Annotated in this window: 11 protein-coding genes; all 11 read left to right on the forward strand. The window is 32.4% G+C overall.

What is annotated here, in order from left to right; all coding sequences use genetic code 11:
• The first annotated feature begins 217 nt into the window (after nucleotides 1-217).
• On the forward strand, nucleotides 218-1,477 hold the full coding sequence (locus C8C85_RS14925; RefSeq protein WP_116797775.1) for a tyrosine-type recombinase/integrase: 1,260 nt from the start codon (nucleotides 218-220) through the stop codon (nucleotides 1,475-1,477).
• 53 nt (nucleotides 1,478-1,530) lie between these two features.
• Nucleotides 1,531-2,205: a hypothetical protein gene (locus tag C8C85_RS14930; protein WP_116797776.1), complete on the forward strand. Its 675-nt coding sequence runs from the start codon at nucleotides 1,531-1,533 to the stop codon at nucleotides 2,203-2,205.
• 74 nt (nucleotides 2,206-2,279) lie between these two features.
• Nucleotides 2,280-2,549, forward strand: coding sequence for an excisionase family DNA-binding protein (locus C8C85_RS14935; RefSeq protein ID WP_116797777.1), 270 nt, complete (start codon nucleotides 2,280-2,282; stop codon nucleotides 2,547-2,549).
• A gap of 6 nt (nucleotides 2,550-2,555) precedes the next feature.
• Entirely contained in the window at nucleotides 2,556-3,794 is a 1,239-nt protein-coding gene (locus tag C8C85_RS14940) for an AAA family ATPase (protein ID WP_116797778.1), read from the forward strand.
• 47 nt (nucleotides 3,795-3,841) lie between these two features.
• Entirely contained in the window at nucleotides 3,842-5,131 is a 1,290-nt protein-coding gene (locus C8C85_RS14945) for a DUF6371 domain-containing protein (RefSeq protein ID WP_207786937.1), read from the forward strand.
• Between the two features lie 19 nt (nucleotides 5,132-5,150).
• Nucleotides 5,151-5,378 (forward strand): helix-turn-helix transcriptional regulator, encoded by a 228-nt coding sequence (locus C8C85_RS14950; protein WP_116797779.1) that lies wholly within the window; start codon nucleotides 5,151-5,153, stop codon nucleotides 5,376-5,378.
• A gap of 645 nt (nucleotides 5,379-6,023) precedes the next feature.
• Nucleotides 6,024-8,471: a type I restriction-modification system subunit M gene (locus tag C8C85_RS14955; protein ID WP_116797780.1), complete on the forward strand. Its 2,448-nt coding sequence runs from the start codon at nucleotides 6,024-6,026 to the stop codon at nucleotides 8,469-8,471.
• Nucleotides 8,462-9,679: a restriction endonuclease subunit S gene (locus C8C85_RS14960; protein WP_116797781.1), complete on the forward strand. Its 1,218-nt coding sequence runs from the start codon at nucleotides 8,462-8,464 to the stop codon at nucleotides 9,677-9,679. Before C8C85_RS14955 ends, C8C85_RS14960 begins: the two co-directional genes overlap by 10 nt.
• Nucleotides 9,676-11,463 (forward strand): McrB family protein, encoded by a 1,788-nt coding sequence (locus C8C85_RS14965; RefSeq protein ID WP_116797782.1) that lies wholly within the window; start codon nucleotides 9,676-9,678, stop codon nucleotides 11,461-11,463. Before C8C85_RS14960 ends, C8C85_RS14965 begins: the two co-directional genes overlap by 4 nt.
• A 2-nt stretch (nucleotides 11,464-11,465) precedes the next feature.
• Nucleotides 11,466-12,785, forward strand: coding sequence for a 5-methylcytosine restriction system specificity protein McrC (locus tag C8C85_RS14970; protein ID WP_116797783.1), 1,320 nt, complete (start codon nucleotides 11,466-11,468; stop codon nucleotides 12,783-12,785).
• 4 nt (nucleotides 12,786-12,789) lie between these two features.
• Nucleotides 12,790-15,873, forward strand: coding sequence for a type I restriction endonuclease subunit R (locus C8C85_RS14975; RefSeq protein ID WP_116797784.1), 3,084 nt, complete (start codon nucleotides 12,790-12,792; stop codon nucleotides 15,871-15,873).

Below are 15,873 nucleotides of genomic sequence, written 5' to 3' on the forward strand. Positions count from 1 at the left end.
GGAATCGCCGGTTCTTGAACTTTCTATATTTTAATTTGTAATTAATAAATATTTAGGGCTATAATTGCCTGATAAACATATAAATATTTATATTTGTGTCGCAATTTAATTATATCGAATTATAACAAAAACGGCAACTAAAACGGCAACTGTAAATTTTTTGACCAAAAAACGGCAACGAAAACGGCAACGTTATTTTGTCCTAAATTCCACAAATATGAAGTACACTTTTAAACTCAAAGAACCCAATTCAGAGAAAGAAACTTTAATTTTATTCACTTGTAATTTTAAGGATGAGACGAATCAAAAATTCGTTTATTCAACTGGAGAAACGATACTTCCAAAACATTGGGACAAGGAAAATAAGTTTCCGTATGTTTCAGGTAGTAAAAAAGGAAAAACAGCCGAAACAATCAAACAGCAATTAAACCGCTATTCTGATTTACTTATTGAAACGGCCAGTCTTTATAAAAGAATTGGAGAAACTTTGACTTCAACAGCTTTGAAAAAAGTATTCGACGAGGAATTTAAAAAGACCGTATCCGGCAAGAATGTTTTTTTCGATGCTTTTGATGAGTTTATGGCAGAAAAGAAAAAAGCGCAAGTATGGGCTAAAGCTACAGTATTGAGGTATGACAATATAAAAAATATACTTGAAAACTTTGAGAAAGCCAAAAAGTACAAACTTACATACAGTCGGATAAACAAAACGTTTCACAATGAGTTTACAGATTATTGTATGGGCGATTTGAAGCACATTAATAATACCTATGCAAGAAACTTAACCTTGTTCAAGTCCTTTATGTATTGGTCTTTTGAAAAGAAATATACTTTCAATAATGCATTTATAGGATTTAAGAAAGTTCCAAAAGTTATCACTAATCAAATTGCGCTCACTATTGACGATCTAAATAAATTGATGCAACACAAATTCACAACAGAAAGTTTGGAGCGTGTGAGAGATGTTTTTGTGTTTGCCTGTGTTACCGGTATGCGTTTTGGGGAATTGTCTTTAATTTCAAAAAGCAACGTTTCGGATCAAAACATCACTCTTAAAGAGGACAAAGACGAAACAAAGGAGGCTAGGGAAATCCCATTGACAAGCTTATCGAGATATATTTTATTGAAATATGATTATAAATTACCTCTTATTGCGAACCAAAAGCAAAACAAGTATATCAAAGATTGTTTTCAAGAAATGGAATATACTCACAAGGTGCAAAAAGTGACTACCAAAGGCAAGGAGAACATTAAGGAAGATATCTTTTTTTATGACCGCATTTCGACCCATACGGCAAGGAGAACCTTTATAACCATGATGAAAAGACAAGGAAAATCCGACAAACTTATTGCTTCAATAACTGGCCATAATGATATGAAAACCCTAAATCAGTACTATCAGGTTAACGATGACGAGAAAAAAGAAGCTATGGACGAAGTATTTAGTATTGAAATTCCGTTAAAAAAAATAGTGTAAATCGACAATTGCTAGGCAAATAATCATAAATTAAAATCATAAATTTCAGGTATATGCAAATAGGAAATTCACCATATTCAAATTCGTCGGATAGTTTCCGCAATAAAACACTACAAGAGTATAAAAATGATTATCCGGAATTACTTGATTATTATAAGACTCTAAATGAAGATAACGACGAAATTAATTTTGTAAAAAGCGAGATAAAACTGATAAAAGAATATATAAAACCAGTGGTGAAGAACCAAAAAACAGTAACTGAACAGCAATGCGGTTTCGATTTGGACATTGAAATGATTAAACCAAGATTATCAAGTTATTTTAAAATGATTTCATTTTTAGAATCTAAAAAAACAGAAATTATACACCTCGAATCCACTATTCCCGACAGGGAACAAAAAGAAAGTACAATTTCACAATCTGAAAACGGTTTTACAATTTCATTAAGGCATATTGCATTAAAAGCCTATTATGAGGGAAAGCACATAACGGAGCAAAATGCGAGTGAATTCCTTGTCAGATCTGAATTTACTTCGCATAAAAAGCTCTATCAATACTATACCTTTTATGCTACTAACATTGACAGAAAAGCTAACCCCCAGAGTAAAACCAAACTTAAAAATAAGATTAAATTATTTAAAGAAGTTACAAGCTTGCTTCCCGAGGATAAAAGAGGCAAAGCTATTGACGAGACCAAAATTTTAGAGGGCTTTATACCTCTTTATTAAAATAATAACCGGTTATAACCGGTTCGCACTATTGGGTTGGTCATAATCTTTGTTAAACATTTAAAAACAAAGTTATGATCAATCCATTTGAATTATTAGAAGCCCGCTTACTGAATATCGAAACATTACTAATCGATATTAAGCACCCACTCCAAATTACAGAGACAAAACTTAATTCTGTAAAAGAACTATCCGTTTACGCCGGAGTTTCAGAACTGACCATTAGAAATTGGATTAAAGAGGGAAAAATCGAAGCTAAAAGAATTGGTCGAAGAATCCTAATCGACCAACATCAATTCAAAAAAGGCCTTTCAGAAGTGAAATCTTTAAAATATAAAAGATAAAGGGCCATGGAAACTACTAACTCCCAAAGCCCCAATAATTTATCTTTAACTCCACAAGTCAAAGATAATGATTTTACAAACACGAAACTAAACCCCGTGTTTGATGACCTCAACGACCCTAAAACTTACTTATCCCACTTACAGGAACTGACAAAAAAAAGCGTAGCACAAAGCCTTGCAACTACCCAAGTAGGTATTAAGGATATTAAAGCGGAGGAGGAACGGAATTTAGCCATAGAATCGGGAGAAATCAAAGGACTGTTTATTGTAAAACCTGCAAACAGTTGGATTGAACTAGCTAAAACACGACCTATTCCCAAGATGCTTTTTGGTGAATTTTGGTTTGAGGGAGAACTATGTATTTTGTTTGCCGACACCAACTTAGGCAAGTCAATTTTAGCCGTGCAAATTGGTGACAGCATAAGCACTGGCAAAGAGATACAGGGCTTTAAACTGGAGGCAACAAAGCAACCGATTTTATATTTTGATTTTGAACTTTCGGACAAACAATTTGAAAACCGATACTCTTCAAATTTCGATAGTCATTACAAATGGGACGATAATTTTATACGGATTGAAATAGACCCCGACGCTAGTATTCCCGAAAATCAAACCTTTGAAGATTACCTCAACCATTCACTGGAACGAAGCATTAAAGAAACTGGAGCAAAAGTTTTAATCATTGATAACCTTACTTACCTAAAAAATGAAAATGAAAAAGCTAAAGATGCTTTGCCATTAATGAAGCATTTGAAAGCGTTAAAAAGCAAGTACGGACTTTCAATTTTAGCACTTGCGCATACTCCCAAAAGAGATTTATCAAAGCCGATAACCCGAAATGATTTACAAGGAAGCAAGATGCTAATAAACTTCTGTGATAGTTCCTTTTCCATAGGAGAAAGCAATACTGACAAAAGTTTACGATACTTGAAGCAGATTAAGCAGCGCAATACAGAACAGATTTATGATGCTGAGAACGTATGCGTTTGTAAAATTGATAAGCCTTTTAATTTTCTAGAATTTGAATTAATTGATTTTGGAACGGAGAGGGAACACCTCAAACAAGTTAACGAAAACGAAAAAAAGGAACTTGAAAGTAATGTCAAAGATTTGATGCAAGCGGAACCAACCTTATCTGCTTATGGCATTGCCAAAAGGCTTTGTACAGACGAAAATAAGTTTCAAAGTTTCAAAGTAAAAGTTAATCGAATTGTAAACAGGAATAGTAACAATAGTAACACTTAGTAACAGGTGTTACTAAGTGTTACTATTGTTACTAAAAAAGGTAAACAATGAATGAATACCGATACAGTTTAGAAAAAGGCAGTAAAAAGTTCCATTGCCCTAGTTGCGGAAAAAAAAATGAGTTCGTTCGCTACATTGATAAAGAAACAGGCGAATACTTGCCCGAACAGTATGGACGTTGTGAACGTGTAGATAACTGTAAATACCACCTAAATCCTTCCTCAGATGGATATGCAAAAGCAATATGGAAACAAGAACGAGGTTATCTTTCTGAACTACCATACAACTGGAAGTCATCTCGAAAAAAGATAACACCAACATCTCCTGCTCCGGTATTTTTTGACTTTGAAACCTTCAAACAAACGTTGCAATCCGAACGCTATGAGAAGAACACATTTATACAAAATCTACTTCACAGGGTACAATTCCCTTTTGAAGTTGATGATGTTACAGAGGTCATACAGCTGTACCGATTGGGAACAGTTGCAAATGGCTACAGAGCAGGCGCAATTACTTTTCCTTTTATTGATATAAACGGTAATGCAAGGGCAATTCAAGTAAAACAATTTGACGAACAGAACCACACCACAAGCACAGATTTTTTACATTCAATAATTAAAAAGCATTACACCCAAAACAACAAACCTTTGCCCGAATGGCTGGAAGCATACATAAAGCAGGAGAAAATAATTTCCTGTTTATTTGGCGAACAGATTTTAAAGATGTACCCAAACAATCCCGTTGTTTTGTTTGAATCCCCGAAAACAGCAGTTTACTGTACTTTGTATTTCGGATTACCCGAAACACCTGAGGATTTAATTTTTCTCGCTGTCTACAACAAAAGTAGTTTTTCATTTGATAAATTAAAAGTATTGCAAGGTCGTGTTGTTTATGTGTTTCCTGACCTTTCAAAAGATGGCAATACCTTCAAAGAATGGAAAACCAAAGCCAAAGAATACGAAAGCCGTCTACCTGGAACACGTTTTATATTTTCAGATTTATTAGAACTGTTGGCTCCTGAAGCGGATAAAACTAAAGGCAGTGATCTAGCGGACTATTTGATAAAATTGGATTGGCGAGAATTCAGAAAAAAGGATATTCAGGAACCATCGCCGGAGCCCGAAATAGCTGAACTACAAACAATACCTTATACCGAAATATTTCCAGAAAAGAATGATGAAGAATTTTCATGGGGAAGCCACGAAGCACACCGAATGGTGCAGGAGCGAAAAATACAAGCACTGGAAATCAAAGGATTAAATATTACAAAAGAGGAGTCTTATAACGCAATTCAACATTATATTGATACCGGTACAGATACCTATACGATACAATAAAACTTAAAACTATTTAGCCATGTCAAAAGAAACCATTCAAGAAGCAATCGGTAAATTCATTTACAATGAGCGCAAAAAACAGAAGTTAAGCCTAACTGCATTATCCATAAAAGTGTATAAAAACAAATGTTCGGCAACACGAATCGGAAATATTGAAAAAGGAATTACAAGGGACTGTTCCATAAATACCATTTCAGAAATATTTTCTGCATTAGGCTATGACTTGAGAGAAATTTTTAAAGAATAATCTAATGAAAATTCCTTGAAGTATAACGTACAGTACTAAACTAATGCATGAAATATAGAGTATTATACAAAATAGATTTAAAAGACCTTTATATAATAAATGAAGAAAAGCAAAATCACCTTTCCAAAATTAGCAACTGATTATTAACTGATAATTATTAGGGGAAATCCTGAAGTATTTCGAATGTTACAGGAACGAAAGAGTAAATGATCAGAATTGACTAATGAGGAATTATATAAAGAAATACTATATTTTATTGATAACAATACAGTTATTTATAGGGTATCATAAAAAAATAAACGTTTTATTTTGCTTTGTTTTTTTCGAATTAATCTGAAAGTTTTAAAACCAAATAAATAAAAATTATTTACTCAAAATTTTGTCCCCTACTTACCTCAAAAAAAAAACCACTATTTTTCTTTTTTCTTTGTTCGTTTACTGTTTTCCTCATATTTCTTTCCATTGCTTTTTTGTATGTTTGTTGGAATTGGTTTTGCAGGAACAATTAACGTAAATCAATCCCTAAAGTGAGAACTTTGTTTTTTTGTTTTGAGAAGTAATTAATTTCATTAATTAAAGAGAACAATTATATTATTTAAAGAGTATTGAAAATAAAAATTAAAATAAGAAAAGTAAACAAACAGAATGGCAATTAAAAAATCTGAATTATATAGCTCACTTTGGGCAAGTTGTGACAAATTAAGAGGTTCTATGGAACCAAGTCAATACAAAGATTACGTCTTGGTTTTATTATTTGTGAAGTATGTAAGCGATAAATATTCAAATGATCCAAATGCGTTAATATTTATTCCAGAGGGTGGTAGTTTCAAAGATATGCAAGACCTGAAAGGGAAAAAGGGTATTGGAGAAAAAATGGATATGGCAATAACCAAACTGGCCAAAGAAAATGATTTAGTTAACGTAATTGATGTTATCAGTTTTCAGGACGAAGAAAAGTTAGGAAAAGGAAAAGAAATGATTGATAAGCTAACAGGGCTTATTACTATTTTCGAAAATCCTGCTTTAGACTTTAGCAAGAACAGAGCAGAAGGCGATGATATATTGGGAGATGCTTACGAATACCTAATGCGACACTTTGCATCTGAAAGTGGAAAAAGCAAAGGTGAATTTTATACTCCTGCAGAAGTTAGCCGTGTATTAGCCAAAGTAATAGAAGTAAACAAAGGAAATAAGGAAAGACAAACTGTTTACGATCCAACATGTGGTTCGGGTTCCTTATTGCTGAAGGTAGCCGACGAAGCCGAAAATAAAGTCAACTTATACGGACAAGAAAAAGAAACAGCAAATGCTTCTTTGGCGCGTATGAATATGATTTTGCACAACAACCCGGAAGCAGTTATCGAAAAAGGGCAAAGCACACTTTCCAATCCGTTGCATAAAAACGAGTTGGGTGATTTAAAAACATTTGATTACATAGTCGCGAATCCACCTTTTTCTTCCAAAAACTGGACTGATGGATTTGACCCGGTAAATGACATTTATAACCGTTTTGAAGAAGGGAAAATTCCTCCAACAAAAAATGGTGATTATGCGTTCCTATTACACATCGTAAAATCATTAAAAAGCACGGGAAAAGCAGCTTGTATTTTACCACACGGCGTTTTGTTTCGTGGTAATGTAGAAGCCGAAATTAGAAAAAGCTTAATTCAAAAAGGTTACATCAAGGGCATCATTGGATTACCTGCCAATCTGTTTTATGGAACAGGTATTAAAGCCTGTGTGATTGTAATTGATATGGAAAATGCCGAAAACAAAAAAGATCTTTCCGATGATGAAAAGGGAATATTTATGATAGATGCCAGTAAAGGTTTTATCAAAGACGGTAACAAGAACCGTTTAAGAGAGCAAGACATTCATAAAATAACAGATGTTTTTAACAAACAAACTGAAATACCAAAATTTAGTCGTTTGGTGAGCATTACCGAAATTAGCGACCCGAAAAACGATTTCAACTTAAATATTCCAAGATACATTGACAATCAAGAAGTAGAAGACATTCAAGATATTGAAGCTCATTTATTAGGAGGAATACCAAATGAGGATATCGAAGCTTTAAAACAATATTGGGAAGTCTATCCTTCACTTAAAAAGGAATTGTTTACACCCAACAAAAGACCAAACTACAGCAACCTTAAAATTGCCAAAGAAGATGTCAAACAAACCATTTTTAATCATCCAGAATTTGTTTTGTTCAGCAAAGAAATGGACAAGTTGTTTTACGATTGGAAAAACCAAAACACCATTTTCCTAAAGCAATTATCGGCGGGTATCAAACCAAAAAAAGTAGTTCATACCATTTCCGAAGCGATACTATCTGATTATACAAGTAAAGCTTTGATGGATAAATATGATATCTATCAACACGTGATGAACTATTGGAATGAAACAATGCAAGATGATACCTATCTGATTGCTGTTGACGGTTGGAAAGCAGAACCTTTCCGAATATTAGTTAAAAACAAAGCGGGTGTAGAGACCGATAAAGGTTGGGACTGTGACTTGGTGCCAAAAGGACTAGTTATTGACCGTTATTTTATGCCTGAAAAAACAGCACTTCAAAAACTAGAAGCCGAGAAGGAAACTTTAGCAGCTGCGCAAACAGAGCTTGAGGAAGAACACGATACAGAAGAAGGCATTTTTTCAGATTTTGATAAAATTAACAAAGGAACGGTTCAAAAACGATTAAAAGCTATTGACACACCAAAACTAAAAGCAGAAAATACCGAAGAAATTACCGTGTTAAAAACCTATTTAAAATTAATTGAAGACCAAGCAGTACTAACCAAAAAAATTAAAGACGCTACTGCCAAATTAGATAAAAAAGTATTAGCCAAATACAAAATACTAACCATTGATGAAATTAAACATTTAGTTGTTGATGATAAATGGATGTTAAGTATTGAAAAAAGTGTAAAATCCGAAATGGAACGCATAAGCCAGCGCCTTACAGGACGCATAAAGGAATTAGCAGAACTATACGAAACACCTCTACCCAAACAAACCAAGGATGTTACCGATTTAGAAAACAAAGTGATTGCTCACCTTCAAAAAATGGGATTTGTATGGAAGTAAGAGCAGGTTATAAAAAGTCAGAACTTGGTTTAATACCTGACAATTGGGAGGTTAAGGAATTGGGGAGTATTGGTGAAGTGAAAATGTGCAGAAGAATTTTTAATCACGAAACTAAATCAATTGGTGCAATTCCATTTTATAAAATAGGAACATTTGGCAAAGAGGCTGATGCATACATATCACAAAATTTATACAATGAATATCGTCAAAAATTTTCTTTTCCAAATAAAGGAGATATTTTAATTTCTGCTGCTGGAACTATTGGTAGAACAATTATTTATGATGGAGAAGATGCTTATTTTCAAGACTCTAACATAGTATGGATAGATAATAAATTGTCTGTTATTTCTAATGCTTTTCTGTATCATATTTTTCAAGTTGTTAAATACAATACAGAAGGTGGTACAATTCAGCGGTTATATAATAGTATTTTAAAAGCAACGAAATTTGTATGCCCCAGTAATCCCGAACAAATTGCCATAACCAACGCCTTATCCGATGCAGATAATTTAGTAAAAGGCTTAGAAAAACTCATTGTAAAAAAAAGGAATATCAAGCAAGGCGCAATGAAAAAATTACTTCAACCAAGAGAAAATTGGGTGGAGAACAAGTTAGTAGAATTAACTAAAATATTCACTAAGCAAACAGGATTTGATTATACAGCTTATATAAAGCCCTCTTTAGTTAAGTATAGAACTGAAGATACATTGCCATTTATTCAAAACAAGGATTTTAATAATAAATGGATTAATTTAGATACTGACTACTTTATTCCAAAATCAGTAGCACTTCAATTTCCAAAAATTCTCTTAAATGAAAAATCTCTTTTAATTTCCATTTCCGGAAGTGTTGGGAATGTTGGAGTGTTTGAATCGAATGAATTAGCTTTTATTGGTGGAGCAGTTGCTATTTTAAAGTTTAAAGAACCTGATCTAATAGACTGGGTAATGCTTTATTTAAAATCAGATAAAGGACAGAAAAAAATATTCGATAATGTTAAAGCAGGTTCACATCAAAATCTGATATTAGATGATATTAGGAAAATTGAAATTCTATTTCCACCATCAAAAGAACAAACCCGCATCACAACTGTTCTTTCTGATATGGATGCAGAGATAACCGCTTTAGAAACCAAATTGGAGAAATATAAAAATGTAAAATTGGGAATGATGCAAAACCTTTTAACAGGTAAAATTAGATTAGTATGAAACAATACCACGCCGAAGATATTTATCAATTTTATGATAAATTCATACAAGTTTTTTTGATAGATGGGGATAGCATTTTGAGTGCTCATACGGCTATTTTAAATGACAATACCATCAAAGGATGCTTTTCTAATTATATTGAAAATTACAATGATACCAATGGTAGTTTTGATGCTAAAGTAACAGATCAATTTAAAAATGCTGATTTATCTACTCGATTGGTTTTTGCACACGCAGAATGGTTATGGTCTTTTGCTGTTGATGATATAAGAATTCCAACAAAAAAAGGATATGTAAAAAGAATTACTAATCTAGACGAAGAAGAATTAGTTGATACGATTTATCCAATTGGTTTTGGTAGTGCAGGACAATGGCATACAAACAATAAATACGAGGAGATTAAATTCATTTTAATTCTAATTCGTTTCATAAGACAAAAAATTGTTCTTGGTGAAATTGCAACAGTGCAAGAAGCTAAAGACTGGATAGAATATATATGCTTGTTCCAAAAATACGGTACAGAAAGCACAACGTATATGCTGCCAGATTCATTCAAAGATGAATTACAAGAAAAAAGTTTAGCTGTAACCAATATTCTTACGTATGCTGGTAATCCCGATAATTATGAAAGAATAGCATCTGAAAATCACAAAAATCAAATCCTGGTTTCATTTTGGGGTTTACTAACAGATGAACAAAAAGCAGATGAAAATCTAAATACAGATGATAAAATTTTACTAATCAGAAAAGAATTGGGAGCATTAACAAATCCTAATTTTGATTTTTATGAATATGATTATGCTAGAATTTGGAATTATTCTTTAACAGAGGAAGGATTTTCGGAAGTTCAAGGGTTACAATACAAAAAAGCAATAATATTATATGGTCCTCCAGGAACAAGCAAAACATTTACAGCAAAACATTTAGCAGATGCTTTGATAACCTATGCCTATCTCAAAAATAAAGCAAATGTTACAACCTATTTCAGAGTAAAACCGGATGTAACCACAGATAGAATTCACCATCTGCAACTACATCCCAATTATACTTATGAAGATTTTATTGCTGGATACCAATTAAAAGATGGTAACACGCAAAAGACTCCAGGTATACTTTTTAATATTTGTGAGAAAGCAAAAGCCGATTTAGGTGCTTCTCCAAACGACGATATGCCACACGTATTAATTCTTGATGAAATCAACAGAATTGATTTATCAAGATTATTTGGAGAAGTATTCTCAGCTTTAGAAAACAGAGACCAACCTATTCAAGTAGGTGTTGGAGATTTAGAACTTACAATTCCAAGAAATCTATATATTATTGGCACAATGAACGAAATTGATTTTTCATTGGAAAGAATAGATTTTGCTTTACGCAGAAGATTTCTTTGGTTTTTCTACGGTTATGATGAAAACACATTGTGGAACATCATTCACCACAAAAACAGTGCATTGAATACAAAATTAAGGATGGATGAAGAAATGAATAGATTTATAAGAAATGCTACTCAACTTAACCGCAAGATTTCCTCAATACCAGAACTTGGTAAACAATACCAAATCGGACATACTTTTTTCGCTGAAATTGTAGAAATTTATAAAAGCTATAAAGAAATTGGAGGTTATAAATCGCTAAGATATCAATTGTATAGAGGTGATGGAGCTACCAATATTTTATGGAAAATTTCATTAGAACCAATGTTAGTTTCTTTTCTAGGCAATATGGAATTAGAAGTTCAAAATGAAATATTAAAAGAGTTAAAAATCATTTACAATCAAAATTAGTAGTGAGTTTAGAAACTATAATATTAGAAGCTAACGATTGTTGTTCCTTTAAAAATCAGGAAGGACACGGCGAAGCTATTCAATATTTTATATCTAAAAAAAACAATCTAAATATTTTTAATTTTGGTAAAAAGGCTAAAGAGGATGATGAAGAAATAGCTTACTTTAATTATCGAGAAGCTAAATGGTATGCTGGAAGATTTATTGGAGAAGCGGTTTTTGAGTTTAATAATTTGAAATACAAAATAACTATCAATCCTAGATTTGGAAATACTCAGCTTTTCAGGATGCTCGAAGAAGTGTACAATATCAGACTTCCACATTCAAATAACAATTTAGAAAAACAAAAGGAATACCAATATCTCATAAAGAAATTAATTTCCTTTTTATGGTTAAATCTTTTATCAAAAGCCAATAAACACGGTATTCCAAAAAACAGCATCATCAAATTTCAAAAAGGAGCTACTATAATTGGAAAATTAGACATCAGAAAATCTATTTTGCCATTATATACAGAAGAAAAAATTATCAGTAAGTACCACGAGAAAACCCCTAATAAAACAATTACAAGCATTTTAAAAAATGCACATAGAATGCTAAAGGCAGAATATCATTTAACAAACGAAATGATATCAATGAGTTCTAAAAACGCAATAGAACAGCTATATACATCGAAAACAGATGGCGGATATATATCTGAAAACGATTATAATAAAATACAATATCGAGATATTTATTTATCCTATAAGCCACTTGTTGATTTATCCTGGGACGTAATAAAGAAAAAGAATTTTGGTAATAGTGAAAATAAAAACAAAGAGGGGTTGAGTTTTTTTATTGATGTAGCTGAAATATGGGAAATGTATTTAAGAGCTATTTTAAAAAGACGGTTCTTAAAAGATGGTTGGATAATTAGAAATGATAAAATTACAACTTACAAAGACAAAGATTTTAGCAGAACACTCATACCAGATATTGTTTTAGAAAAAGGAAATGATGTAATGGTTTGGGATGCAAAATACAAACGAATGGAATTTGTTTATTTTGATTATGACCGAGCCGATTTTTTTCAAATACACACCTATATAACGTATTTTAAGCAAAGTAAAAATGTAGTGGCTGGCGGTTTATTATATCCATTTTCAAAGGAGTTTGATAACAATAGACAAGAAAGAAACAAATCAAAAAGTTTATATTCTGAAGAAAAGAATAATATCCAATTTGTAGTTGACGGAATAGATTATTCCGATTTAATAGATGAAAAAATAAGTACGGAAGAAGTAAATTTTCTAGATAGAATTTCCGCAATAATAAACCATTAGACCAATGAGTAAAGTAGGACAAATAGAAAGAGCAACACAAAACCGTGTAGTAAAATTGTTTCAAGAAACTTTGAAATACGATTATTTGGGTAATTGGGAAGAAAGAGAAGGTAACAGCAATATTGAAGAAGATGAATTGCGTAAATACTTGCAAGGCACTAAAAAGTATAGCGATGAATTGATAAACAAAGCAATGTTTGCTTTGAAGAAAGAGGCAACTATAAATTCTAACGACGACCTTTTTACCGCAAACAAAGAAGTCTATTCATTATTGCGTTATGGAACATCCAAAAAAGTAGAAGCCATAAAACGACCAGAACACGTAGATTTCATTGATTGGGAAAATCCATTAAAAAATAATTTTACCATTGCCGAAGAAGTCACTATTAGAGGAGCTAAAGAACGTAGACCCGATATTGTAATCTACATCAATGGTATTGCTATTGGAGTTTTAGAATTAAAAAAAGCTAGTGTTTCAGCTAGTGAAGGAATTAGACAAAACCTAAGCAATCAACTGCATTTATTCAATAAATCATTTTTTACTACCATTCAATTGGTATTAGCCGGAAATGATAGCAATGGTTTGTATTATGGTACGACTAAAACAGAAGAGAAATACTTCCTAAAATGGAAAGAAGACAACGATATGTATGATCCTAATATTATCCTATTAGACAAACACATCGAACAGTTTTGTAGCAAAGAACGTTTATTAGAAATAGTTCACGATTTTATAATATTCGACCACGGCACAAAAAAACTGTGTCGTCCAAATCAATATTTCGGGATAAAAGAAGCTCAAAAATATATTGCTAGAAAAGAAGGTGGTATTATTTGGCATACACAAGGAAGCGGTAAAAGTTTAACGATGGTTTGGTTGGCAAAATGGATATTAGAGAACAATCCAAAAGCACGATTACTAATCGTTACAGACAGAACAGATTTAGACGAACAAATTGAAGGTGTTTTTCTTGGAGTTGGTGAAACCATTACAAGAACAAAAAGCGGTGCCGATTTGATATCAAGGCTAAACAATACTGCACCAAGATTACTTTGCAGTTTGGTGCATAAGTTTGGAGGTAAAGAAGATAATGCCGCCAATGAATTTATTGAAGAACTAAAAATTTCAAAAGATTTTCAACCCAAAGGAGATTTTATTGTTTTCATAGATGAGTGCCACAGAACTCAAAGTGGAGAACTACACGGTGCTATGAAAACCATTTTGCCTGATAATTCCATTTTTATTGGTTTTACAGGTACACCATTATTGAAAAAAGACAAGAAAAAAAGTTTAGAAATTTTTGGTCGCTACATCCATTCCTATAAGTTTGACGAGGCGGTTAGAGATGGTGTTGTGCTAGATTTATTATACGAAGCGCGTGATGTGGACCAACACGTTTTTGACCAAAAAGGCATTGATGAATGGTTTGCAATTGTAACCCACGGAATGAATGATATTCCCAAAGCGGAACTCAAGCAAAAATGGGGGACGATGCAAAAAGTTTTAAGTACTAAAACACGTTTAGAAAAAATAGTATTCGATATTAAAAAGGATTTCATCACAAAACCAAGGTTAAAAGATGGTAGAGGGAATGCTATTTTGGTAGCTAGAAGTATCTATGAAGCTTGTCGTTATTACGAGATTTTCCAATCCTTCGGAATAAAAAAATGCGGTATAATTACCAGTTTTGAACCTAATGAAAACAGCATAAAAATAGAAGAAACAGGAGCTGGAGAAACCGAAAAGAAAGAGCAGTTTGAAATCTATCAAAAAATGCTCAAGGACTACGATTTTAAAGATGCAGAAGCCTTTGAAAAATTCGCTAAAAAGAAATTCAAGGAAGAACCTTCAAATATGCAATTGCTTATAGTAGTAGATAAGCTGCTTACTGGTTTTGATGCTATACATTGCACCTATTTGTATATCGATAAACAAATGCAAGACCACGGTTTATTTCAAGCCATTTGCAGAACCAATAGATTAGGTAAAGAAGAAGAAAATGACCCATATTACAAAGAGTTTGGATATATTGTAGATTATAAAAACTTATTAGAAAACTTAAACAAATCAATTTCAGATTATACTTCAGATGCGTTTGATGAATATGATATTGAAGATGTAAAAGGATTGCTAACCGATAGATTAGAAAAAGCAAAAGAACGTTTGGAAGATGCCGTTGAAGCATTACACCAATTGTGTTTAGACATTCCGGCACCAAAACAATTAGAGCAGTATTATCACTATTTCTGTGGTGACCCAACAAACAAAGACGACTTAAAAGACAACGAACAAAAACGTTTGACTTTATATAAATTGGTAGTGGCATTAATTAGAGCCTACAATAATATTGCATCAGAAATAATTGAAGCGGGATATACACAAGTAGAAGCCGATAAAATCAAAGAAAAAGTAAATTACTACGCCGAATTAAGAAATAGTATCAAACATTATTCTTCTGATTATATCGATTTGAAAAAGTATGAACCAGATATGCGCCAAATGTTAGATATGTATTTAACAGCAGATCCAAGTCGCGTGTTATCTAATTTAGGAGAAGCAACACTTTTACAATTAATAGTTGATAATGGTATTGAAGAAGCGACAGACAAACTTCCTAATAGCATAAAAGGAAACAGAGGCGCAATGAGTGAAACTATTGAAAATAATATGCGTAAAACAATCATTCAGGAAATGCCTATCAATCCGGCATATTATGAAAAAATGAGTGTTTTGCTTGTAGAGTTAATCCGTTTGAGAAAAGAAGGAGCAATATCGTATGAAGAGTTGTTGAAAGAGTATGAAATTTTAGCCAGAAATATTCAACCCAACACCAAAAAAGACTATCCTGGCACTATTGATACAAAACCAAAACAAGCATTGTATGACAATTTGGATAAAAATGATAAACTGGCAAACGAATTAGACCAGCATATTAGAAATACAAAAGATGATGATTGGCGAAGTACACACATCAAGAGAAGAAAAGTAGAAATAGCAATTAGGCAAATATTGGAAAGCAATGGCATTAATGATGAGTTGATGTTAAGTAAAGTCTTTGATATAGTTTCAAATCAAAAAGAATATTAA

It is taken from the genome of Flavobacterium sp. 103, from assembly GCF_003096795.1.
Taxonomy (GTDB): domain Bacteria; phylum Bacteroidota; class Bacteroidia; order Flavobacteriales; family Flavobacteriaceae; genus Flavobacterium.

What these genes read in the sequence shown, in the direction of transcription:
- C8C85_RS14945 (WP_207786937.1), top strand. Translation starts at nt 3,842, where the DNA reads ATGAATGAATACCGATACAGTTTAGAAAAAGGCAGTAAAAAGTTCCAT.
- C8C85_RS14925 (WP_116797775.1), top strand. Translation starts at nt 218, where the DNA reads ATGAAGTACACTTTTAAACTCAAAGAACCCAATTCAGAGAAAGAAACT.
- C8C85_RS14975 (WP_116797784.1), top strand. Translation starts at nt 12,790, where the DNA reads ATGAGTAAAGTAGGACAAATAGAAAGAGCAACACAAAACCGTGTAGTA.
- C8C85_RS14930 (WP_116797776.1), top strand. Translation starts at nt 1,531, where the DNA reads ATGCAAATAGGAAATTCACCATATTCAAATTCGTCGGATAGTTTCCGC.
- C8C85_RS14950 (WP_116797779.1), top strand. Translation starts at nt 5,151, where the DNA reads ATGTCAAAAGAAACCATTCAAGAAGCAATCGGTAAATTCATTTACAAT.
- C8C85_RS14955 (WP_116797780.1), top strand. Translation starts at nt 6,024, where the DNA reads ATGGCAATTAAAAAATCTGAATTATATAGCTCACTTTGGGCAAGTTGT.
- C8C85_RS14965 (WP_116797782.1), top strand. Translation starts at nt 9,676, where the DNA reads ATGAAACAATACCACGCCGAAGATATTTATCAATTTTATGATAAATTC.
- C8C85_RS14935 (WP_116797777.1), top strand. Translation starts at nt 2,280, where the DNA reads ATGATCAATCCATTTGAATTATTAGAAGCCCGCTTACTGAATATCGAA.
- C8C85_RS14940 (WP_116797778.1), top strand. Translation starts at nt 2,556, where the DNA reads ATGGAAACTACTAACTCCCAAAGCCCCAATAATTTATCTTTAACTCCA.
- C8C85_RS14960 (WP_116797781.1), top strand. Translation starts at nt 8,462, where the DNA reads ATGGAAGTAAGAGCAGGTTATAAAAAGTCAGAACTTGGTTTAATACCT.